Annotated in this window: 17 protein-coding genes and 3 pseudogenes; 9 read left to right on the top strand and 11 right to left on the bottom strand. The window is 71.3% G+C overall.

The window, feature by feature from the left end:
• Positions 1-17: 17 nt before the first annotated feature.
• The 3 genes from ASD33_RS08165 to ASD33_RS08175 all read right to left on the bottom strand — a co-directional run bounded on the left by ASD33_RS08165 (position 18) and on the right by ASD33_RS08175 (position 3,706).
• Positions 18-974 carry an alpha/beta hydrolase gene (locus tag ASD33_RS08165; protein WP_056555770.1) on the bottom strand — a complete coding sequence of 319 codons (957 nt, stop codon included), beginning with the start codon at positions 972-974 and terminating at the stop codon, positions 18-20.
• Between the two features lie 58 nt (positions 975-1,032).
• The gene (locus ASD33_RS08170; RefSeq protein WP_056555772.1) at positions 1,033-2,484 is read right to left on the bottom strand and encodes an amidase; all 1,452 of its coding nucleotides are present in this window, start codon (positions 2,482-2,484) and stop codon (positions 1,033-1,035) included.
• Between the two features lie 157 nt (positions 2,485-2,641).
• Positions 2,642-3,706 (bottom strand): AsnC family transcriptional regulator, encoded by a 1,065-nt coding sequence (locus tag ASD33_RS08175; RefSeq protein WP_056555775.1) that lies wholly within the window; start codon positions 3,704-3,706, stop codon positions 2,642-2,644.
• Between the two features lie 124 nt (positions 3,707-3,830).
• Here ASD33_RS08175 and ASD33_RS08180 point away from each other — a divergent pair, with 124 nt between their 5' ends.
• From ASD33_RS08180 to ASD33_RS08205, 6 genes are read left to right on the top strand one after another with little or no spacing between them, the layout of a single operon-like run.
• Positions 3,831-5,399 carry an ABC transporter substrate-binding protein gene (locus ASD33_RS08180; RefSeq protein ID WP_056555778.1) on the top strand — a complete coding sequence of 523 codons (1,569 nt, stop codon included), beginning with the start codon at positions 3,831-3,833 and terminating at the stop codon, positions 5,397-5,399.
• The gene (locus ASD33_RS08185) at positions 5,399-6,394 is read left to right on the top strand and encodes an ABC transporter permease (RefSeq protein WP_056555781.1); all 996 of its coding nucleotides are present in this window, start codon (positions 5,399-5,401) and stop codon (positions 6,392-6,394) included. The genes ASD33_RS08180 and ASD33_RS08185 overlap by 1 nt, the downstream gene beginning before the upstream one ends.
• On the top strand, positions 6,394-8,247 hold the full coding sequence (locus ASD33_RS08190; protein WP_056555784.1) for a dipeptide/oligopeptide/nickel ABC transporter permease/ATP-binding protein: 1,854 nt from the start codon (positions 6,394-6,396) through the stop codon (positions 8,245-8,247). The genes ASD33_RS08185 and ASD33_RS08190 overlap by 1 nt, the downstream gene beginning before the upstream one ends.
• Positions 8,244-9,065, top strand: a complete 822-nt coding sequence (locus ASD33_RS08195) for an ATP-binding cassette domain-containing protein (RefSeq protein ID WP_056555785.1) — start codon at positions 8,244-8,246, stop codon at positions 9,063-9,065. Before ASD33_RS08190 ends, ASD33_RS08195 begins: the two co-directional genes overlap by 4 nt.
• The gene (locus tag ASD33_RS08200; RefSeq protein ID WP_056555788.1) at positions 9,062-10,303 is read left to right on the top strand and encodes an amidohydrolase; all 1,242 of its coding nucleotides are present in this window, start codon (positions 9,062-9,064) and stop codon (positions 10,301-10,303) included. Before ASD33_RS08195 ends, ASD33_RS08200 begins: the two co-directional genes overlap by 4 nt.
• Positions 10,300-11,490 carry an alpha/beta hydrolase gene (locus tag ASD33_RS08205; protein ID WP_056555791.1) on the top strand — a complete coding sequence of 397 codons (1,191 nt, stop codon included), beginning with the start codon at positions 10,300-10,302 and terminating at the stop codon, positions 11,488-11,490. Before ASD33_RS08200 ends, ASD33_RS08205 begins: the two co-directional genes overlap by 4 nt.
• On the opposite strand, the gene ASD33_RS35425 is transcribed toward ASD33_RS08205, so the two are convergent.
• Positions 11,462-11,809, bottom strand: a complete 348-nt coding sequence (locus ASD33_RS35425; RefSeq protein ID WP_063991911.1) for a hypothetical protein — start codon at positions 11,807-11,809, stop codon at positions 11,462-11,464. The genes ASD33_RS08205 and ASD33_RS35425 overlap by 29 nt on opposite strands.
• Between ASD33_RS35425 and ASD33_RS36140 the strand changes: the two are divergent.
• Both ASD33_RS36140 and ASD33_RS08220 read left to right on the top strand, forming a co-directional pair.
• Positions 11,771-12,828: pseudogene (locus ASD33_RS36140) on the top strand (ISL3 family transposase); the annotation flags it as partial. The gene ASD33_RS35425 and the pseudogene ASD33_RS36140 overlap by 39 nt on opposite strands.
• Before the next feature lie 54 nt (positions 12,829-12,882).
• Positions 12,883-13,552, top strand: a pseudogene (locus tag ASD33_RS08220) (transposase family protein); the annotation flags it as partial.
• 212 nt (positions 13,553-13,764) lie between these two features.
• Here the strand turns inward: ASD33_RS08220 and ASD33_RS36905 are convergent.
• The 5 genes from ASD33_RS36905 to ASD33_RS08245 all read right to left on the bottom strand — a co-directional run bounded on the left by ASD33_RS36905 (position 13,765) and on the right by ASD33_RS08245 (position 19,243).
• Positions 13,765-14,052: a CorA family divalent cation transporter gene (locus ASD33_RS36905; protein WP_347232264.1), complete on the bottom strand. Its 288-nt coding sequence runs from the start codon at positions 14,050-14,052 to the stop codon at positions 13,765-13,767.
• Positions 14,049-15,500 (bottom strand): cellulose binding domain-containing protein, encoded by a 1,452-nt coding sequence (locus ASD33_RS08230; protein ID WP_056555799.1) that lies wholly within the window; start codon positions 15,498-15,500, stop codon positions 14,049-14,051. Before ASD33_RS08230 ends, ASD33_RS36905 begins: the two co-directional genes overlap by 4 nt.
• Positions 15,501-15,677: 177 nt before the next feature.
• Positions 15,678-16,577 (bottom strand): alpha/beta hydrolase, encoded by a 900-nt coding sequence (locus ASD33_RS08235; protein ID WP_056555802.1) that lies wholly within the window; start codon positions 16,575-16,577, stop codon positions 15,678-15,680.
• A gap of 40 nt (positions 16,578-16,617) precedes the next feature.
• On the bottom strand, positions 16,618-17,964 hold the full coding sequence (locus ASD33_RS08240) for an MFS transporter (protein WP_079044646.1): 1,347 nt from the start codon (positions 17,962-17,964) through the stop codon (positions 16,618-16,620).
• Between the two features lie 67 nt (positions 17,965-18,031).
• Positions 18,032-19,243 carry a M20 family metallopeptidase gene (locus ASD33_RS08245; protein ID WP_056555805.1) on the bottom strand — a complete coding sequence of 404 codons (1,212 nt, stop codon included), beginning with the start codon at positions 19,241-19,243 and terminating at the stop codon, positions 18,032-18,034.
• A 101-nt stretch (positions 19,244-19,344) separates the two neighbouring features.
• Here ASD33_RS08245 and ASD33_RS08250 point away from each other — a divergent pair, with 101 nt between their 5' ends.
• A complete protein-coding gene (locus ASD33_RS08250; protein WP_056555807.1) occupies positions 19,345-20,385 on the top strand; it encodes an Lrp/AsnC family transcriptional regulator in 1,041 nt (346 codons plus the stop codon).
• A 9-nt stretch (positions 20,386-20,394) separates the two neighbouring features.
• Here the strand turns inward: ASD33_RS08250 and ASD33_RS36910 are convergent, their stop codons facing one another.
• Together ASD33_RS36910 and ASD33_RS36150 are read right to left on the bottom strand one after the other, a co-directional pair.
• Positions 20,395-20,775: an alpha/beta hydrolase gene (locus tag ASD33_RS36910; protein WP_347232265.1), complete on the bottom strand. Its 381-nt coding sequence runs from the start codon at positions 20,773-20,775 to the stop codon at positions 20,395-20,397.
• A pseudogene (locus tag ASD33_RS36150) lies at positions 20,685-21,056 on the bottom strand (alpha/beta hydrolase); the annotation flags it as partial. The gene ASD33_RS36910 and the pseudogene ASD33_RS36150, both read right to left, overlap by 91 nt.
• Between the last annotated feature and the right edge of the window lie 67 nt (positions 21,057-21,123).

The raw sequence follows: 21,123 nt of genomic DNA on the forward strand, positions 1-21,123 counted from the left end.
CGGGATCCGGTTCGGGCTCAGCCGATCAGACGCTTGAGAGCGGTGTTGATCCATGCCGTCGCTTCGCCGGCGGCCGGGCTGAGGTGGTCCATGCCGTAGAAGCCGTGGATGAGCCCGTCGAACTCCCGGTGCTCGACACGTACTCCGGCGTCGCGCAGGGCATCGGCGTACCGGTTTCCCTCGTCGCGCAGCGGGTCGAACTCCGCTGTGGCGACCACCGCCGGCGCGAGACCGGACAGCCGCTCCGCCCGTAGGGGGGCGAAGCGCGGGTCGGTCCCGAGCCGCACGGCGGCCGGGTCCGAGCGGGAGAGCCCGAGGTACTGCTCGACGAACCAGTGGAGTTGCGCGGTGGTGAGGGAATAGCCCTCGGCGTTCTCCGTCCGCGACGGGTACGTGCCCGTGATGTCGGTGCTGGGGTAGACCAGCAGGTGCGCGGCCAGGGGCAGTCCGTCGGCGTGGGCCTGCTGCGCGCATACCGCGGAGAGGGTCGCTCCGGCGCTGTCCCCGCCGATCACGAGCCGGGAGGCGTCTCCGCCGAAGTCGTCCAAGTGCTGCGCGACCCAGGTGAGGGCGGTGTACGCGTCGTCGACCGCCGCGGGGAAACGGTGCTCGGGGGCGAGCCGGTAGTCGACGCTCACCACCACGGCCCGCAGGTCGTCGCACAGGGTGCGGGCGTGAGCGTCATGGGTGTCGAGGCCGCCGGCCACCCAGCCGCCTCCGTGCAGGTACACCACCGTGGGCAGCGGGGCCACCGCGTCGGGGCGGTACACGCGGGCGGGGAGGTAGCCGGCCAGAACGGTGGATGTCACGGAAGCGACCTCACGCACTGTGGCCGGGTCGCGCTGGTCGACGGTCAGCGTGCGCAGGCGGGACCGGGCCTGCGCCACCGCCTGCTCATCGGTCTTCGGACTCTCCGGGGCTTCGAGGTCCGCGAGCGCCCGCAGCAGGGCGGCGATGTGCGGGTCGAGGGGCACGACATGTCTCCTGACGGCCGACGGGCGATGATGTGGGTGGTGAGGTGAGGAGGCGGGGCTACGACAGTCGGTCCTCGATCTGTGCGTACGACCAGGGGCGGAGGATCTCCAGGGCCTTGCCGACGCGGAAGACGGCCGGGTCGTCGTAGGGGTGGCCGACGATCTGGAGGCCGGTGGGGATTCCCCAGCTCGACATGCCGGAGGGGACGTTGAGGACGGGGCAGCGGTTGTTGATGTTGAAAGGGCTGGTCATGGCGCACCACAGCGTGTCGGCCACCTCCTCGCCGTGCACCACGACCTTCTCGCCCGCGAGGTCGTCGCCCGCGTGCCAGCCGGGGATGGCGGTGGTGGGGCAGAGCAGCACGTCGAATCCGGCCATGGCGGTGGCGAGTTCACGTTGCAGCCGGTGCTCGGCGCGCAGCGAGTCGAGGTAGCTCACCTGGGTGCGGGCGTACGTCATGGTGTCGGCGAAGGCGACCGCGTACGGGCTCAGCAGCTCGCGATGGGTCTCGGCGGCCTCGATGACGAGGGCGCCGAAGATGGTCGAGAAGTGGCCGGCGAGCGAGGTGAGCAGGTCGGCATGGGTCCAGGGGAGGGTGATCTCCTCCACGTGCGCGCCGGCGTCGGCGAGGGCCTGGGCGGCGGCGCGGGTGTTGGCTTCGACCTCCGGGTGGACGTCGTACTCGCCCAGCCGTACGCACAGGGCGATCCGCATGCCGCTGACGTCCTCGTACGCGGTGGGCAGCGTCAGCCTGGGGCGGATCGAGGTGTGGTCGCGGGGGTCGGGGCCGGCCAGGACGTTCTGGAAGGCGAGGGTGTCGTCCACCGTGCGGGCCATCGGGCCGTCACCGCGGTAGTGGTCGGCGGTGAGCACGCCGAGCCCGGGATTGCGGCCGTAGGGCGCCTTGAAGCCGACCGTTCCGGTGAAAGCGGCCGGGATGCGGGTGGAGCCGCCGATGTCGGAGGCGGAGGCGAGCACGGTCGTCCCGGCGGCGAGGGCGGCGCCGGAGCCGCCGGAGGAGCCGCCGGGGGTGAAGTCGAGGTTCCACGGGTTGCGGGTGGTGCCCCACATGCGGGAGTGGGTGTAGGTGGAGAGGGAGAACTCGGGGGTGGTGGTGCGGGCGTGGATGATGCCGCCGGCGTCGAGGATGCGGTCGATCACGGGGGCGTTCTCGGCGGCGATCCGGCCTTCGTGGACGAGGGAGCCCTCCGTCAGGGTGCGGCCCAGGATGGAGTGCTTCTCCTTCGCCGCGACCGGGATGCCCTCCAGCGGGCGGGGGGCCAGGCCGTCCTTGCCGAGGTAGCGGTCCTCGGCGTGCCGGGCCTGCTCCAGGGCCTCGTCGAAGAGGCGTTCGCTGAAGGCGTTGATCCGCGGTTCGACCTTCTCGGCGCGTTCGACGACCGCGCGCATCAGCTCGACCGGGGACACCTCGCGGCGGGTGAAGAGCCGGATGGCGTCGGTGGCGCTGAGGTGGACAAGGCCGTCGCCGACGGGTGTGTGGCTGGACATGGGCGTCCCTCTCGGTCATGGGCTGAGGCGGGCCGGTTGGCCGTCTGCCGGTGGTGTCAGCCTCATGGACCGGTCCCGTCCGCCCCGCGGATTGCACGGATCCGCCACGACCAGGGGCGCTGTGCGGGAAACCGCAGCACGCTCGGGCGGGGGTGATTCAGGCGACCGGGGCCCACAGGTCGATGGGAACGAAGCCCGTGCTGCGGCCGTCGTCGGCGAGCAGGCGCCCCATGCGCTTGACCCAGCGCAGGTTCACCGCGCGATTGAGCACGCGCACGGAGGTGATCCTGGCGGCGGCCTGGGCCTCGTAGCGGGCGAGGTCGTCCAGGGCGTGCAGCCACACGACGCTCAGCAGGTTGGCCTCGGAGGACACCGACGCCGCCATACGGGTGTTCCGCAACCGGCTCAACTCGTCACCCGCCGTGGCGAGCTGCGCGGGCGGCACGGACATCCAGACGGTCGCCGAGCTCCCCCAGCCTGAGTGCAGGTGAGCGGTGTCGCAGCGCAGCACCGCCCTGCCGCCGTGCAGAAGGGAGTGCACAAGCCGCCGCACCGTCGACTCGGGGCGGTCCAGCTCGGCGGCGATCGAGGCGACGGAGCGGCGGCCGTCCTCGGCGAGGACGAGCATCAGGGCGCGGTCCTCGGGTGCGAGGACCGCGACGGCGGTGCGGCCGGCACTGTCCTCGGCCTCCGCCAGGTCGCGCCGCTGATCGCGCGAGAGCGAGTCCATGCGCCACTCGCTTCCGTCCTGGTACAGCTGCTGCACCAGGTGGGTGCGGGTGGCGGTCACCGCCTCGTCGCGGCCGAGAGCGAGGACGTACGCGGTCATCGACGACTTGGTCGCCGTGGCCACCGTCAGGAGCAGGTCGCACGATCCGGCCACCAGTTCCACGCTCGTCGCCTGCGGGTGTCGCGCGAGCCGGTCGGCCAGGGCTTCCCGGGCCCGGGGCACGCACGACACCTCGATCAGGGCGAGGGCTCCGTGAGCGACCTGGGAAGGAGCCGCGTGGCAGGTGATCCACGCCTCACCGGAGGCGCGCAGCCGAGCCCAGCGCCGCGACAGCGTCGCCGCGTCCACGCCGAGCGGGCGGGCCAACTGCGCCCAGGGGGCGCGGGGCGCCATCTGCAGGGCGTTGACGAGCGCGAGATCGAGTTCATCGAGCGTTCCCCGGGACGGGGCGTCGGCCGCGGCCGGGCCGACAGATGCTGCGGATCCATGCATGTAAGCGCCTCCCGGCTGCGGATTCTTGCAATTTCGGGCTGGTGCGGGAAGTGGCCTGTTCTGTATGCCGCATCACACCGCAGCGCCGCCCCCGCCCTCAGTCCTCCGTCCCGGGGAGTCCTCCATGCACCGTTCACGATTCCTCTCCGGCGCCGTCACGGTCGCCGCCACGTCCCTCCTGGCCTCCGCCTGCACCACCGGCTCCGTCGGCGTCCCTTCGTCGAGCGGCGGCAAGAGCGGGGGCACCGTCAGGATCGGTGTCACCTCCGACGTCACCTCGTTCGACCCGGCGAGGGGCGCGGGTGGCACGGACTACGTGATGACGTCGCTGCTGTACCAGCCGTTGATCGGCCAGGACGACGGCGGCGTGTTCGTCGCCGGTCTGGCCGAGACGTGGACGTCCACGCCGACGAAGACGACCCTGACCCTGAAGAAGGGCCTGACCTGCTCCGACGGTTCCTCCCTAACCGCCTCGCAGGTCGTCGCCTCCCTGCAGCGCTACCGGACGACCTCGGCCGGAGCCCTCCTCACCTTCGGCGCCGCGAACGCGGGCGAGAAGACGACCATCACGGGCGACGACGCGGCCCGCACCGTCTCCATCACCACCGCCACCCCGTGGGGCGAGGTCCTCAGCGGCCTTTCCGGCACCGGCGCCGGGATCATCTGCAGGGCCGGTCTCGACGCCGGCACCGCCGCGCTCGCTCAGGGCGCCGTCAAGGGCGCGGCTTCCGGCCCGTACGAGATGGCGACGGCGCGGCGCGGCGCCTCCTACGAACTGAAGCTGCGCAAGGGCTTCGACGCGTATCCGCGCTTCGCCTCGCTGCCCGCGGGAACACCGGCCGACACCCTGCGGATCCAGATCGCGAGGAACGAGTCGACCCTCGCCAACCAGCTGCGGACAGGCGCCCTGGACCTGGCCCCCCTCACCGGCACCGACGTCACGCGGTTCACCGGCGATGCCGGGTACGGGATCAGGTCGGCGCCGTTCATCCGGAACTACATCGCCTTCAACCAGCGCCCCGGGCACCCGGGCGCCGACCCGAAGATCCGCAACGCGGTCGCGCAGGCGGTCAGCGCCACCGCCTTCAACAAGGTCTTCGGCGGCGCGGGCCGACCCATGACGTCGTACGTGGACGAGACGTCCGCCTGCGTCTCCACCGACACCTCCCTGCTGACCGCGACCGACCCGGCCGCCGCGAAGAAGACCCTCGCAGGAGTGAAGATCAAGCTGGAGGGGTCCAACGCGGTCGCGGGCGGTGCCGGCAATTCCTACGTCGCCGAGGCCCTGCGCACCGCCGGTGCCGAGGTGAAGCTCACCAACGCCGACAACGCCACCTGGGCCACCGACGTCACCGCCAACCAGGGCGACTGGGACGTCACCGTCTTCCCGCTGATCAGCGGGCTCCTCGCGCGCGGCGGCACCTACTTCCTGGGCCCCGAACCGGCCGAGGGCGGTCTGAACTACGGCGCGGTGAAGAACACGGCGTTCGCGGAGAACTACGTCGCGGCCACCTCCACCACCGATCGGAACGCCAAGTGCGCCGCCTGGCAGAAGGCGCAGGAGGCCCTGCTCAAGGCCGACGACGTGATTCCGCTCGCCACGGTCAACGTGCACTACGTCGCCCGCGAGGGCGTCTCCTTCGCGATGCCGGCCGGATCCCTGACCGTCTCCACGCTCCGGATCACCGGCTGATGGCGACGACACCGACGGGCAGCGCGGCCGCGGGGGCGGGGCGCACGACGGCGCTCGGCCCCTGGGGCGGCTTCCTCCTCCGGCGACTCGTCGGGCTCGCCGCCGTCGCGATCACACTCGTCGTCGGCACGTTCCTGATGGTGCAGCTCATCCCCGGCGACCCGGCGCACGTGGTCGCGGGCGCCGACGCGACGCCCGCCGACGTGGAGCAGGCCCGCCACGAGCTGGGCCTGGACCAGCCGTTGTCGACGCAGTTCGGTACGTATGCGAGCGGTCTGCTCGGCGGCGACCTGGGCACCTCCTTCCAGACGAAGGAACCGGTCGCCGAGATCATCGGCAGCCGTCTGCCGTTCACCGCCGAGATCGCGTTCCTCTCCGTCCTGGCGGTACTGCTGCTCGCCGTGCCGATCGGACTCGCCGTCGCCGCACGCGGAAGCCGGCGCGCCGACGGGGCGTTCACCTTCCTCACCGGCCTGGTCGGCGCCACACCCGAGTACATCATCGGGACGCTCCTCGTCCTCGGCTTCGCGATCGGACTGGACTGGTTCCCGGCGGCGGGCGCCGAGACGGTGACCTCGATGGTGCTTCCCGTCGCCGCGCTGGTCCTGCCCGGGACCTGCGTCATGGCCCGCATCGTGCGCAGCGAGGCCGCGCACGTCCTCGCCCAGGACTACATGCGCACCGCGCGGGGCCGCCGCCTGTCACCGCTGCGTCTGTACGCCCGGCACGCCCTGCCCAATCTGCTGACCGCCACGCTCACCCTCGGCGGGCTGATCCTCGCGGGCCTGCTCGGCGGCACGGTCGTCGTCGAGTCCGTCTTCGCCTGGCCGGGCATCGGCCAGCGCGTCGTCGAGGCGCTCCTCGTCCGCGACTACCCCGTGATCCAGGGCTGTGTCCTGGTCCTCGGCCTGCTCGCCGCCCTGCTCAACCTGCTCGTCGACCTCGTCCTCGCGCTGCTCGACCCGCGCACCCTCGCCGGAAAGGGAGGCCACTGATGCGACGCGCACGGTGGAACGCCCCGCTCGTCGTGGCCCTCACGGGCCTCGGCCTGATCGCCCTCCTCGGCATCGTCGCCCCCTTCCTGTGGGAGGAACGGGCGACCGCGCTCGGCGGCTCCGCCCGCGCGCACCCGTCCGGCGCACACTGGCTCGGCACCGACGCCCTCGGCCGCGACGTACTGGCCCGCACCTTGGTCGCCACCCGCCTCACCCTGGAGATGACGCTCGCCGCGACCGCGCTCGCCGCCGTCGCGGGCAGCCTGCTCGGCACCGTCGTCTGGGTCTCCGGCCGACGCGTACGCGAGCTCGGCCTGCGGCTGATCGACGTGATGATCTCCTACCCGGCGCTCATCCTGGCCCTGGTGATCGCCACGGTCCTCGGAACCGGACCCACCGCCTCGCTCCTCGCGATCGGCCTGGGCGGCGCACCCGCCTTCGCCCGACTCACCGCCAACATGGCGGCCTCGGTCGCCCAGCGCGACTTCGTGACGCAGGCCCGTCTGATGGGCGTACCGCCCTTCCGTCTGCTCGCCCGCCACCTGCTGCCCAACATCTCCGGGCCGCTGCTCGTGCTGGTCTCGGTGGCCTTCGCGAACGTACTCGTCGCGCTGTCCGGCCTGTCGTTCCTGGGCGTCGGCGTGCAGTCGCCGGACTACGACTGGGGAGCGCTGCTCAACTCCGGCCTGGAGTCGCTCTACACCAACCCCGCCGAGGCGATCGGCCCGGCGGTCGCCATCACCGTCACCGGCGTCCTCGCGGGCTTCGTCGGCGACGGCCTCGCCACGGCACTCGACCCCCGTGCCGGCGGTACGACAGCCAGGGCCAGGCCGGCCGTCGAGGTCGCCGCGAGATCCCACCGGACGCCCGCGGACGCCCTGGTGACGGTGGACAACCTCGTCGTCGCCCTGCCGGACGGTACCCGTCTCGTCGACGACGTCTCCTTCCACGTCATGCCCGGCGAGATCCTCGGCCTCGTGGGAGAGTCCGGCTCCGGAAAGTCGCTGACGGCGATGAGCGTGGCCCGGATCCTGCCGGAGGGGCTGTCCGCGCACGCGGCGGAACTGACTCTGGACGACCTCGACCTGACCGGCTCCGAAGCCGACCCCCGGCGCCTGGCCACCGAGATCGGCATCGTCTTCCAGGACCCCTCGGCCTCCTTCAACCCGGCCCTGAAGGTGGGCGGTCAGCTGACCGAGACGCTCCGCGTGCACCAGGGAGTGCGCGGAGGGAAAGCGCGGGGGCGTGCTGTCGAGGCCCTGGAGCAGGTGCGGATCGAGAACCCGGCCCGGGTCGTGAAGCAGTACCCGCACGAGCTGTCAGGTGGCATGCGGCAGCGCGCGATGATCGCCGCCGCGATCCTGCCCGGTCCGCGGCTGATCGTCGCCGACGAACCGACCACCGCCCTCGACGTGACCGTCCAGGCCGAGGTGCTCGACCTCCTGAAGGACATCAACAGCACCCGTGGCACGAGCATGCTCTTCATCTCCCACGACATCGGCGTGATCGGCACGGTCTGCCATCGGATCGTGGTGATGTACGCCGGCCGGGTGGTGGAGGAACTGTCCGCGGCCGACCTGCGGGCGGGCCGCGCCAGGCATCCGTACACCAAGGCCCTGCTGGCCGCGAGCCCACGTCTTCAGGGCATGGACGCGGATACGGACACCGTCGTGGAGCGCGCACCGCTCGCGACGATCCCGGGCCGCCCACCGGCACCCGCCGACCGCCCGGCCGGCTGCGCCTTCGCCGATCGCTGCCCGGTGGTGCTCGACGGCCTCTGCGGAACCGAACGCCCGCCGATGGCCGACGCCGTCGCCTGCCATGCCGTACGCCAGGAGGTGCAGCCCGCATGACCACGTCCCCCTACCAGCTGGCCGTCGAGAACCTGACCGTCACCTTCGGGTACGGTCGGCGCGCCAGGACGGTGCTGCACGGTGTGTCCACCGGGGTCCGGGCAGGGCAGACGCTCGGCCTGGTCGGCGAGTCCGGATCGGGCAAGTCGACGATCGCCAAGGCGATCGTGGGCATCCACCCGGTCCGCACCGGCCGCATCACGCTCGGTGGAGAAGACCTCACGGGTCTCCAGGGGAGCGAGCTCGTCGCGGTACGCCGCCGGATACAGCTCGTCTCCCAGGACCCGTACGCCTCGCTCAACCCGCGCATGACGGTCGGTGAGGCCATCGCCGAGGCCGTCGACCCGGTGCGGGCCGACGCCAGGAAGCACGCGGCGACGGTCGAGCGGTGGCTGGAGACCGTCGCGCTGGACGGCTCGGCCGCGGCCAGGTACCCGCACGAGTTCTCCGGCGGTCAGCGCCAACGCATCGCGGTCGCCCGCGCCCTGGCCGTGGAACCCGAAGTGGTGATCGCCGACGAGATCACCTCGGCGCTCGACGCCTCCGTCCAGGCCGAGGTGCTCAACCTCCTGGAAGAACTACGGCGTTCGCTGGCCCTGACGATGGTCTTCATCTCCCACGACCTGGCCGTCGTCCGCCACGTCAGCGACGAGGTCGCCGTCCTGCGCCAGGGGGAGCTGGTGGAGCAGGGGCCGGTGCGGGACGTGTACCGCACGCCGCGACACCCCTACACACGCCGCCTGCTGGCGAGCGTACCGGCGTTCGGGGAGAAGCCGATACCCGAGAAGACGCCCGAGAAGAAGGAGACTGCAGCATGAACGAGCCGACCGCCGTCGCCGACAGCACGCGGCAGATCACCGCCGGTCTGAAACCCGCCGCACTGGAGGACTTCTACCGCGACCTGCACCGCCATCCCGAGCTCGCCTTCCAGGAGCACCGCACCGCGGCGAAGCTCGCCGCCTGCCTGCGCGCGGCCGGCTACGACGTGACGGAAAGGGTCGGTGGCACCGGTGTCGTCGGTGTCCTCGTCAACGGCGACGGCCCGGTCGTCTGGCTGCGGTGCGACATGGACGCGCTGCCGGTCCAGGAGGCCACCGGCCTGGAGTGCGCCTCCTCCGTCGACGGATTGATGCACGCCTGCGGCCACGACCTGCACGTCACCTGGCTCGCCGGCGCCGCCGAGTCGCTGGCCGCCGCCCGCGACACCTGGTCCGGTACGCTGGTCGTCATCGGGCAGCCCGCCGAGGAGTCCGGCGGCGGCGCGGCGGCCATGGTCGCCGGTGGGCTGCACACCCGCTTTCCCCGCCCCGACGTGCTGCTCGGCCAGCACGTGACGCCCGGTCTCGCCGGGTTCTACCCGCACACCCCGGGCCTCACCATGTCGGCCTCCGACGACATCGACGTCGTCGTGCACGGCGTGGGCGGCCACGGCTCACGTCCCGAGTCGACGATCGACCCGGTCGTGACGGCCGCCTACATCGTCACCCGCCTGCAGACGGTGGTGTCGAGGGAGGTCGCGGCTGCGCACTCGGTGGTGCTGACGGTGGGCCAGTTCCACGCCGGCACGAAGCACAACATCATCCCCGCCGACGCCCGGCTCTCCCTGAACCTGCGCACCCAGGACGCGCACGTACGCGACCGGGTCCTGGGCGCCGTACGCCGAATCGTCGCGGGCGAGTGCCGGACCGCCGGCTGCCCGGAGCCGCCCGAGGTCACGGTACGGCCCGGCTACCCGAACACCGTCAACGACGCCGTCCTCGACGGGCAGATCACGGCTGTGCACCGCGAACTCTGCGGGGCAGAGGCGGTGTTCGACTTCGGACCGGCCATGGGCAGCGAGGACTTCTCCCTCCTCGTACCCGACGGCGTCCCGTACGACTACTGGTACGTCACCTCCACTCCGGCCGAGGTGTGGGAGGCGGCCCCCGGCACGGACCTGGCGGAGAAGTTCGGCAACGTACCGGGCAACCACAGCCCCCTGTTCGCCCCCGACCTCTCCGTGCTCGTGCCAGGTGTCCAGACCCTGGTGTCGGCGGCGCTGAGCCGCCTGGCGTGACCGGATCGAGGAACACGGCACGCGTCTCGGCCTCGTCGTCCGGCGCCCCCCGGTCCCGTCTGCGCCGGCGCCTGCTGACCGGGCTCGCGTGCGTGCTCGTGCTCGCCGCCGGTCTGGGGGCGGGCTCGCTGTGGATCGTCACGGGCAAGTTCGTACAGCCGATCGACGACACCCCGCTGAACACCCGCGTCGTCTCGGCGGGCAGGGGAACGGTGACCCTGCCCGCCACCGACGAGAGCCGGCAGGCCGGTGTCTACGGCCTGATCTGGAAGGACCAATCCACCGGCGAGCGCCGACAGGGCATCCTCGGCCCGATCGTCCGAGCCGACGCCGGCACGGTGACCCGCGAACTCACCCACGACGGGACCCCACCCGCCGCGGACGCCGCAGCGAAGATCTCCGTGACCGTGTGGGCCAGCGACCCGCAGCGGGCACGGGGACTCGACTACCAGGACGTCACCTACCCCAGCGAGAACGGCCCGATGCCGGCCTGGTTCCTCCCCGGCACCAGGAGCACCTGGGTCATCCAGGTCCACGGCCTCGGAGCCGGCCGCGGCGCAGGACTCCGTACCCTGCCCCAGCTCCACGCCCAGGGTTATCCCGTTCTCGACATCACCTACCGCAACGACCCCGGCGCCCCGCGCGACGCCGGCGGGAACCGACAGTTCGGCGACAGCGAGTGGCGTGATCTGGAAGCCGCCGTACGATACGCCCGCACTCGAGGTGCTGCCGACGTGGTGCTCTACGGCTTCTCGATGGGCGGCGGCATCGTCGAGACCTACCTGGACCGCGCCACCGACACCACCGCGGTCCGGTCCGTCGTCCTCGACTCTCCCGCGCTCGACTACCGCGCCGTCATCGGCACCATCGCGAGCGGCCTCGGCCTGCCCCCTGCCGTCGGCGGCATCACCGCCGCCTTCGTGGAGCTCCGCTCCGGAGCCGACCTCGACGCGGTCGACGCCCTGTCCGCGAATCGGCGGGCCGGCGGGCCCCGGCAGCCCGTGCTCCTCTTCCACGGCACGGACGACCGGGTCGTTCCCCACTCCACGAGCGTCGCCTTCGCGCGTGACTGGCCGGACGAGGTCACGCTCGTGAACGTCGAGGGAGCGAGCCACACCGGCGCCTGGAACGCCGACCCCGACACCTACGAGAAGCACCTCACCGCGTTCCTCGAACGCACCGCATGAGGGGACGGCGAGGCTCGGGTGGGACGGCGGTCCGGAGAGCGGGCAGGTAGGCGCTCGACTGCCCGGCCGCGTTGGGGTGGAAGGACTGCCCGATGGGCCAGTTGAGGGCGTGGAGCCAGGGGGTCGCGTCGCACAGCTGGTGGCCCGTGAAGCGGTCGGCGGCATCCTCGTAGACGAACCCGCCGTGCTGGGCCACCTCGTTGCGGATCACGGTGTTGAGGGCGTCGGCTCCGTTGCTGAGCGCGGTGCGCTTGGTGGCGCTGATGCCGGCGCGGTCGGGGTGATCGGGGTCGACGACTTCGCCCTGCGGCGCCGGCACAGCTACGCCACGGTCATCATCAACGCCGAGACCGGCCAGCGGATCGAGGTACTGCCCGGCCGCGAGGCCGCCACCTTGGAAGCCTGGCTGCGCGGGCATCCGGGCATCGAGGCCGTGTGCCGGGACGGATCGGCCACGCCGAGGCGATCCGCCGAGCCCTGCCCGACGCGGTCCAGATCAGCGACCGCTGGCACCTGTGGCACAACCTCGCCGAGGCCGTCCGCAAAGGGGTCGCCGCCCGCAACATCTGCTGGGCGAAAGCGGGCCAGCCCCCGGCCGAGGGCTGCCAGGCCATCACCACCCGTGAGCGCCGGCAGCAGGTACACGACCTGCGAGAGCGCGGAGTGGGCCTGCTGGAGTGCGTGCGCCGCCTGAACCTGGCTCTCAACACCGTCAAGCGGTACGACCGTGTTGCCGAGCCCGAGCGCCTCATCCGCGCCCCCGAGTACCGGCCCACCCTGGTGGACCCCTACCGCGATCACCTGCGCCAACGGCGGCTGGAGGACCCGGCCGTCCCCGTCACCCATCTCCTCCGGGAAATCAGGGATCTGGGCTGCATCGGCAGCTCGAACCTCCTGGTCCGCTACATCAACCAGGGCCGCGTCGAGGCCGACCGGCCCGCGCTCTCGCCCCGGCGCCTGGCCCGCTACCTGCTCCCCCGCCCCGACCGCCTCAAGGGCCATCGGCGGGAACGTATCGAGGCCGCCCGCGCCGCCTGCCACGAGATGACCGCTCTGGCCGACCCCATCCACCGCTTCGCAGCGCTGCTGGATCCCGCCGACGGCAATGCCGCCCTGCTGAGCACCCGGATCACCGCGGCCCAGGCCGAGGACCTGCCCCACCTGCAGGCCTTCACCGGGGGCCTCGAGAAGGACCGCGCCGCAGTCGACGCCGCCCTCACGCTGCCGCACCACAACGGCGGCACCGAAGGCGTCAACAACAAAACCAAGCTGATTGAGCGCCAGATGTACAGCCGCGCGGGCTTCCCCCTCCTCCGCCACCGCATCCTCCTGGGCTGACCACACTCTCCGTCACTGCCGACTACGGAACAGACCCGAACGATTCGCAGTCCCCAGGCCCTGCTCGCCCTGGCCCACCTGCGGTGCGGTGACACCTATGCCCAACTGGCCGCCGGGCTCGGTATCGGGATCGCGACCTTCCCCAAGCTCTCAACTCCGTTCGAGCAGGTGAGACCCCGCGCTCCATACGGGAAGCCGTCGAGGCCCTGTCCACCCTCGCCCCTTCCCTGGCGAGGCGATGCGGACGATCTGGGAGAAGGCGTTCGTCATCCTCGACGGCACCCTGTTGCCGATCGACCGCATCGCCGCCTACACCCCCCACTACTCCGGGAAGCACAAGCGTCACGGCATGAACGTGCAGGTCCTGACCGATCCGGTCGGACGGCTGCTCCGGGCCTCGCCCGCCCTGCCCGGCTCGACCCACGACCTCACCGCCGCCCGACAGCATGGAATCATCGAAGCCCTCACCGAGTCGGGGCTCAAATGCTGGGCGGACAAGGCGTATCAGGGAGCCGGCAGACGCGTCCGGGTACCGTTTCGGGGCCGCCACCTGCAGAGATGGGAGCGCCGCCACAACAGCAGCCACGCGAAGATCCGCTGCCTCGGCGAGCAGGCCATGGCCACCCTCAAGGGCTGGCGGCTCCTGCGGAAGCTCCGCTGCAGCACCAACCGGATCACCGACGTCGTGAAGGCCGTCCTCGTCCTTCACCACGCATCAGCGTGAGGTTGGAAAATGATCACTCTCGGTGACGGCTGCGGCAGTGGCTCGACTTCCGCCAAGCCGCAAGCGGGGAGCAGAACCGCAGGTGGGGGAGGCATTCGCTCGCTCCCCGCTTGCGGCTTGGCGCATTCTCCCCAGATTCTCCCCAGGGGTTCGAAACGACCATGCCAGGGCGTTCGTGTTTGCGAAGATGATCGAGGTATCCGGTTCGTCCCCTACAGCCAGTCCCGCCTCTTGAAGATGAAGTACAGGCTCGTGCACACCGCTGCCATCAGCAGGATCGCGAACGGGTAGTCGAACACCCAGTCCAGCTCCGGCATCGCGTCGAAGTTCATTCCGTAGATTGTTCCCACCAACGTGGGTGCAAACAAAATGGCCGCCCAGCTTGAGATCTTCTTGACACCGCGATCCATCGTTCGGCCCCGGCGTTCGTCGCTGTACTCGGACGGCAGGCCGGGACGGGGTGGGTGTCGCCGTGGCCCCGCTCCCGCCGGTTCGTTCAGGAGGCCGGAACGGAGTCCTCGAAGGCCGTCTCGTTCGAGCGGTACGCGGCGACCTTCGCGGCCACCTGGGCCGGGGTGAGGACCTCGTCCTTCACGTGGAGCATGTAGTCGATCCGCTCCTCGTAGGCGCGGGTGGTCGTGGAGGTTTGACCGGCGAGGTCGATCAGCCACTGGTTGAAGTGGATCGACATGGGTCGCTCGGGCAGGTAGCGGGCGTCGTGGCGGGCGAACTCCTTGCCGTCGATGTAGTAGACGAGTGCCCTGTCGTCGATGGTCAGGACGAGGTCGTGCCAGCCGGCCTGGCTCGTGCGGGCCTCGGTGTGCTGGTTGACGGCCTCCCAGGGGTCGGGCCGGAAGGTCTCCCAGGAGGTGGTGTAGAGGACGTTCGCGGTCTCGCCCCAGCCGCCGTTGGGGAGGTACTCGAAGTCGTACTCGGCGTAGTCGTCCGCCATCGGTGCGGTGAGGTCGTTGATGGTGAAGAAGCTCTGGACCAGGTGGTCGCCGTCCGGGCCGCTGGTCGGGGTGTCCGTGAAGTGGACCCGGGCGGCGTAGGTGCCGTTCTTGAACTTCCGTGCCGCGGTGTGCACTTCGGTCTGCCGGGTCGAGGTGCCGGTGCCCGCGGTCGACGTGCGCAGCGTCATGACGGAGTTCGTGCCGTCTTTGGCGAAGGTGACGTTCTCGGGTGCCCAGGTCGCGTCGCCGACACCGGGGCCGCCACCGCCGGAGCGGATGGTCCAGCCGTGTGCTGTGATCGCCGGGTCGGTGTGGCCGGTGTAGTCGAAGTCGTCGAAGAGGACGCCCTGTTCGGCCGGGGGAGTGGCCGGAGTCGTGGGGGACGGGTCGGTCGGCGTCGGGGTCGGGGTCGGCGTTGCTTCCTTGCCGGCGGGGGCGGTGCCCCAGACCTGGACTCCGCCGATGGTGGCGGTGACCTGGGTCCAGTTCCCGTACGTGGTCTGCGCGGGTCCGAACGAGTAGTCGTCGGACTGGTCGAGCGGCTGCCAGTCGGAGCGGTGGAAGCGCAGCTGCACGTCCCCGGTGTCGGCGCCCGGCGCCAGGGAGCCGGCCCCCGCCGTGAACCCGACCTCCAGGTACCGGTCCGCCGTGGCGGTGGGGTTGGCCGGCCTGCCGAACGTACCCGTCAGATGCGTGCAGCCCCTGACGGCCCAGTCGCACGCGTAGCTGTACGAGGCACCGGGGTCGGCCTTGAAGTAGTAGCGCAGCTTGACCTGGCTCAACGGGATGTTCGTCGTCCCGGTGTTGGCCACGGTGAACCAGGGCGCCGCCTGGTCGCTGCCCGCGCCGCCCTGCCGGTACAGGACGGCGACGCTCTCCTCCGCGGCAGCGGCCGGGGAGGCGGTCAGTGAGGTGGCGCCGAGACCGATCACGGCGGTGGCGGCGGCGAGCGCGGTGCGCATGCCGGTCTTTCGGCGGCTGGTTCCGTTGCGCATGGGAGTTCCTCTCGGGGAGGTGGTGGGGGGAGGGGGAGGCGGCGCGGTGCGGAGGGTGAGGCCCGCTGCTTCAACATCCGTGTGGGGGAAGGCTGATCACGCGCCGAGGAGAAATTGGCATAGACCAATGCTGGCGTCAACCCCTCGTGCCGCGACCGGGCAGCCGCTGAGGGAGCGTCAGCTCCGTAGGGCGGTGCAGAGGGCGGCGCGGGCGGCTCTGCCTTCGGGGATCGGCAGGAGAGGGTAGACGTGCAGCATCTCCGGCGCCTCGTGGAAGTCCAGCTCGACGCCCGCGGCCGTGGCGCGGGCGGCCAGTCGTCGGGCGTCGGCGTTGACGATGTCCCGGGTCCCGCTGAACAGCGTGATCGGGTTCAACCCGGTGAGGTCGGCGAGGAGGGGGCTGACGTGCGGGTGGTCGATGGGGAGTGCGCCGCGGTAGAGGTCGCCGGCGTAGCGCGCACCGAGGACGGCGAGCCAGGGGTCGCGGTCTTCGAGCAGGGCGATGCGTGGGTCGGTCAGGCTGATGTCCAGCCAGGGGGAGATGAGGACGGTGCGGGCGGGAGAGGGAAGTCCTCGGTCCCGCAGGTGGACGGCGACGGCGAGGGCCATCCCGCCGCCGGCGGAGTCGCCGATGAGGCTGAGGGCCGTGGTGGCCGCGTCGTCGAGGAGCTCGGCGGCCAGGTCGGTGACGGCCGGCACCACCTCGGATGCCGTCGCCAGGGGAGCGAGGGGGTAGATCGGCACCGTGATCCGGGTGTCCGTCTCGGCGGCCACGTGGGCGATCAGCTTCCAGTGCTGGGGTGCTATCTCGTTGATGTACGCGCCGCCGTGCAGATAGATCGCCCGCCGTCCGGGGCTGAGAGCGCCGCGAGGTGTGACCTCGTAGACGGGCCATCCGGCCACCCGGCGTACGGAGAGGTCGACCGTGCGCTCCAGTCCGGCCGGTGGGGCGTACCCGGTCGGCCGCAGGGAACGGGCGAGGACCTGTTCCCGGACGGCCTCCGCCGAGCTGAACACCTTCTTGGCCCCACGGAGCCGCACCACGGTCGGCATCGCTCTGCTGGTCAGGCTCGGCACGGTACGGCTCCGTTCTCGCGGTCCTCGGCGTTCTTCGGTGTCACGTCAGGTCGGTGTTCTTCGTCTCCGGCATCCGGTGCACCACGGCCAGGGCGAGGAGCAGCAGGACCACCGTGTAGCCGAGGAAGAGGTCACCGTTCCCGTTGCTGGTCAGCCAGGTCTGAAGATACGGCGCACTGCCGCCGCAGGCGGCCACGGCGATCGCGTAGGGGAAGCCCACACCGGTCGTGCGCAGCCGGGTCGGGAACATCTCCGCGAACACCGCGGGGGTGATCGCCGCGCCGGCGGACATGAAGAGCATGGCCGTCGTCATGGACACAGCCAGCTGCCAGGCCTGGTCCTGGATGAACCAGTTCAGGGGGAAGGCCAGGACGGCTCCGCCGATGTAGGAGCCGTACAGGATGGGCTTGCGGCCCACGCGGTCGGAGAGGGCGCCGAACAGTGGCAGCGCCACGAGGAAGACCAGGTTGGCGAGGACGCCCGCCCACAGCGCGGCGGAGGCCTCGATGCCCTTGAGCGAGATGGCCTGGGCCGGGGCGGAGACGGCCCAGGTGTAGTAGACGACCGTGCCGCCCAGGGTGAGGCCGATCACGCGCAGGCACGCCGCCCGGTTCTCCCAGAAGCCGCGCCACACCGACGTGCGCGGTTCGTGGTCCGGGGTGTCGGCCTGCTTCTCGAACGCGTCGGTCTCCTCGAGGCGGAGCCGCATGATCAGCGCGTACAGGCCGAGAAGTCCACCGATGACGAAGGGCACGCGCCAGCCCCACGCGTGGAGCTGGTCCTCGCTGAGGAAGGAGGAGAGGACCGCTGCGAGCACGGTGGCGACCATGATGCCGCAGGTGCCGGAGATGTAGATCAGGCTCGACCAGAGCCCTCGCCGTTCGCGGGGGGCCATCTCCGCCACGTACGTCTGGGCCGCGGGAAGCTCCCCGCCGTGGGCCAGGCCCTGGACGAGCCGCGCGAACACCAACAGGGCCGAGGCGCCCACGCCGATCGTGGCGTAGGTCGGTGCGAGGCCGATCAGCAGGCTTCCGGCGGCGGCCAGCGCGATGGAGCCGACCATCGCCGCACGCCGCCCCTTGCGGTCGCTGAGCCGGCCGAAGACCAGGCCGCCCAGGGGGCGCATGAGGAAGCCCACGGCGAAGATCGCCAGGGTGCTCAGCAGGGCCGAGGTCGGATCGGCGGAGGGGAAGAACTGCGAGGCGAAGAAGGGGGTGAAGATCGCGTAGACGTTCCAGTCGTACCACTCCAGGGCGTTGCCGACGCCGGTGCCGATGACAGTGCGCAGCCGGGACGGGGCGGGGGTGCTCCTGGTCGTGGCGCTCGTGGTCGAGGCCTCTGGTGCGTCGGATCTGGTGGCCGGGGATGGGGATGCGTGGTCAGGCACGGTTTTCTCCTGGGGGACGGGACGCAGCCTGGATGAGCTGCGTCCGGCGGAGCTGCGGGCGGTGCGGTCAGGAGGTGGGGGCGGGTGTCGCCTTCGCCAGGCGGCGCAGGGCGAGTCCGGCGTAGAGCGCGGCTCCGTCACCGAGCACGCTGTCGTCGAAGACGGCCAAGGGTGAGTGGTTGTACGGGGCGCGCTGCACGTCCCGGTCCGGCGGGCAGGCGCCCAGGACCACGAACGCGCCGGGGATCTCGTCCAGCACCCGGGAGAAGTCCTCCGACCCGGTGGCCGGCCGGGGCGCCCACGCGTAGCGCTCCTCTCCGTGCACCTCCGCCACCACGTCGGCGACGAACTCGGCCTCGGCCGGGTCGTTGACGGTGAGGGGGTACAGCTCGGCGAAGTCCACCTCGACGTCGAGACCGTGGGCGGCCGCGATGCCCCGGCACACCTGCGCGGCGCCGTCCTTGATCCGGCCGTGCGACGAAGCGGAGAACGACCGTACGGTCGCCGTGAACCGGGCCTCGTCGGGAATGACGTTGCCGGCCGTGCCCGCGTGGAAGGCGCCCACGGTCAGCACCACGGGGTCGAAGGGGTCGAACCTCCGGCTGATGAAGGTCTGCAGGGCGGTGACCATCTCGCACGCCGCCGGTACGGGGTCGTTGGCCAGGTGCGGCATCGAACCGTGACCTCCGGCCCCGCGGACGGTCACGCGAAGGCTGTCGGAAGACGCCAGGACCGGGCCCCGGCGGGTCGCGAACAGCCCGTTCGGCTGGCCCGCCGAGGTCACGTGCAGGGCGTAGGCGGCCACCGGCCGCTCACCGGAGGCGTCCAGGACCCCTTCGGCAAGCATGTGGCCGGCCCCGTCCTGGCCCTCCTCGCCGGGCTGGAACATGAAGACCACGGCGCCTGCGAGCTCGTCCCGGCGAGCGGAGAGAAGCTGGGCCGCACCGGCAAGCATGGATGTGTGCAGGTCGTGACCACAGGCGTGCATGACCCCCTCGGAGCGGGAGGCGTACGAGAGATCCGCGCGTTCGCTGACGGGCAGCGCGTCCATGTCGGCGCGCAGGAGCACCGTGGGACCGGGGCCGGCGCCCCGCAGCACCGCGGTGACGGAGGTCAGCCGGTTCCCCGTGGTGACCTCCAGCGGCAGTCCGTCCAGGGCGGCCAGGACCTTGTCCCGTGTACGTGGCAAATCCAGGCCCAGTTCGGGCTCGGCATGCAGCGCCCGCCGCAGGCGGACCAGATCACCCTGCACACTCCGTGCGTCCTCGCGCACCGACACCGGTATCCCCTTTCACTGACGTTCACCTCGCTGTCGCTCGGTTGCCAGCGATGATGGATACTTGACACTCACACCTCTCGAAAACGCAGGATCTTTCTTCCATGCCTGATCGTTTGCAGGAATATGCACACCTGGACGAGCTCGACCTCAGCCTGGTCAACACGCTGCAGATCGACCCCCGAGCCCCCTGGTCGCGCATCGGACGGGCACTCGACCTCGATCCCGTCACCGTAGCCAGGCGCTGGTCCCGGCTGACCGGGACGGGCGTCGCGTGGATCACGGCACAGCCCGGGCGCGCTCAGGTCTCCCAGGGCTGTCTGGCCTTCGTCGAAGTGGACTGCCAGGCCGGCCGCACGCTCGACGTCGCCAACACCCTCGCGCAGTGGCCCCACGTCCTGACCGTGGATCACACCAGCGGGGGCCGGGACCTGCTGCTCACCGTGTCGACGCCCACGCTCGCGTCCCTCTCCCGCTACCTGCTCGAACGCCTGGGATCGCTGCCGGGAATCAGTGCCACGCGCACCCAGCTCGGCACCCATGTCTTCACGCACGCCACCGACTGGCGCCTGCGTGCCCTCGACCCCCGCCAGCGGGCCCACATCACCGCCGAGCGGCCACCTCGGTCGCCGTCGACGGCCCAGACCCTCACGGCGAGGGACCGGCTCCTCATCGTGCGCCTCGGGGCCGACGGACGCACCTCGCTGACGGACCTCGCGGAGGAGCTGGGCGTCGGGATCACCACCGTACGCAATCGGCTCGCCCTCCTCATCGCCAACGAGGACCTGGAACTGCGCTGCGAGGTCGCCCAGCCCCTGTGCGGCTGGCCGATCTCCACCACGATCTGGGCCCAGGCCCAGATCGAGGACCGCGACGCCTTGAACAGACTCCTGGCCACCGTCCCTGAGATCCGGGCGTGCATCGGCCTCGCCGGGGGCACGGCGAATCTCCTCATCAGCGTCTGGCTCCGTTCTCTACCCGACATCCGGGGCCTCGAAGCCCGCCTCACCGGCGCACTGCCTCAGCTGAAGGTGCTCGACCAAGCGGTCTCCATGCGCTTCGTCAAGCGCATGGGCCGCATCCTCGACCCGGCCGGCCGCAGCGTGAGCACCGTCCCCATGGACATCTGGTCCGAGCCCTCCTGAGGCGTCGGATCAGGCGTGTGCGCGCCAGAACTCGCGGACGGCCCGGTTGAAGAGCTCCGGCTCCGCGAGGTTGCTGACATGGCCCGTGCCAGGGAGCACGACGAGCGAGGCGTCCGGAATCGCCTCCTGGAAGGTGTGGGCGACGTGCGGAGGCGACCGCGCGTCGAGCTCGCGCCAGACGAGCAGGGTGGGAACCGCGATCTCGGGCAGCAGGTCATCTGGTCGGCCTCGGCCATGACGAGGAGCTGCGTCCCGAGGCCGTCGACGCGGGCCCGTACCTCCTCCGGCGGCAGCGAGCCCTTCCAGCCGGCGTAGGTGTCGGCCAGGACCAGTGTCCTGACCAGCTCCGGGCGCAGGCGAAAGAGCTCGAGCACGACGGTCCCGCCCCAGGAGAGACCTGCGACGTGGACGGGGCCGAGCCGCAGATCGTCAATCACCGCCGCGAGGCACCGGGCGTAGTCCGCGAGGCCGAAACCGGAGGGAACGTCCGAGGGACGGCCCGTGCCGGGCTCGTCCCAGGCGACCACCGTGAACTCGTCCGCCGGACCCGCGAGCTGCGGCTGCCACATGCGACCGTCGAGACCCGCACCGTGTACGAACACCAGGGGCGGTCCCTGCCCCACCCGTTCGTAGGCGATCTCGACCCCGTTCATCGCCCGCACCGTTGCCATACCACCACGCCACGCGCGGCCGTCGGACGTATCGCGGCTCCCACTCCGGTCACCTCCGGAAGCAGCT

The sequence above is a fragment of the Streptomyces sp. Root1304 genome, from assembly GCF_001426405.1.
Taxonomy (GTDB): Bacteria; Actinomycetota; Actinomycetes; order Streptomycetales; family Streptomycetaceae; genus Streptomyces.

Excerpts from the sequence above, each read along its gene's own strand:
- ASD33_RS08175 (WP_056555775.1), bottom strand. The coding sequence starts at position 3,706 with ATGCATGGATCCGCAGCATCTGTCGGCCCGGCCGCGGCCGACGCCCCG.
- ASD33_RS08180 (WP_056555778.1), top strand. The coding sequence starts at position 3,831 with ATGCACCGTTCACGATTCCTCTCCGGCGCCGTCACGGTCGCCGCCACG.
- ASD33_RS08190 (WP_056555784.1), top strand. The coding sequence starts at position 6,394 with ATGCGACGCGCACGGTGGAACGCCCCGCTCGTCGTGGCCCTCACGGGC.
- ASD33_RS08250 (WP_056555807.1), top strand. The coding sequence starts at position 19,345 with ATGCCTGATCGTTTGCAGGAATATGCACACCTGGACGAGCTCGACCTC.
- ASD33_RS08195 (WP_056555785.1), top strand. The coding sequence starts at position 8,244 with ATGACCACGTCCCCCTACCAGCTGGCCGTCGAGAACCTGACCGTCACC.
- ASD33_RS08185 (WP_056555781.1), top strand. The coding sequence starts at position 5,399 with ATGGCGACGACACCGACGGGCAGCGCGGCCGCGGGGGCGGGGCGCACG.
- ASD33_RS08230 (WP_056555799.1), bottom strand. The coding sequence starts at position 15,500 with ATGCGCAACGGAACCAGCCGCCGAAAGACCGGCATGCGCACCGCGCTC.
- ASD33_RS08200 (WP_056555788.1), top strand. The coding sequence starts at position 9,062 with ATGAACGAGCCGACCGCCGTCGCCGACAGCACGCGGCAGATCACCGCC.
- ASD33_RS08170 (WP_056555772.1), bottom strand. The coding sequence starts at position 2,484 with ATGTCCAGCCACACACCCGTCGGCGACGGCCTTGTCCACCTCAGCGCC.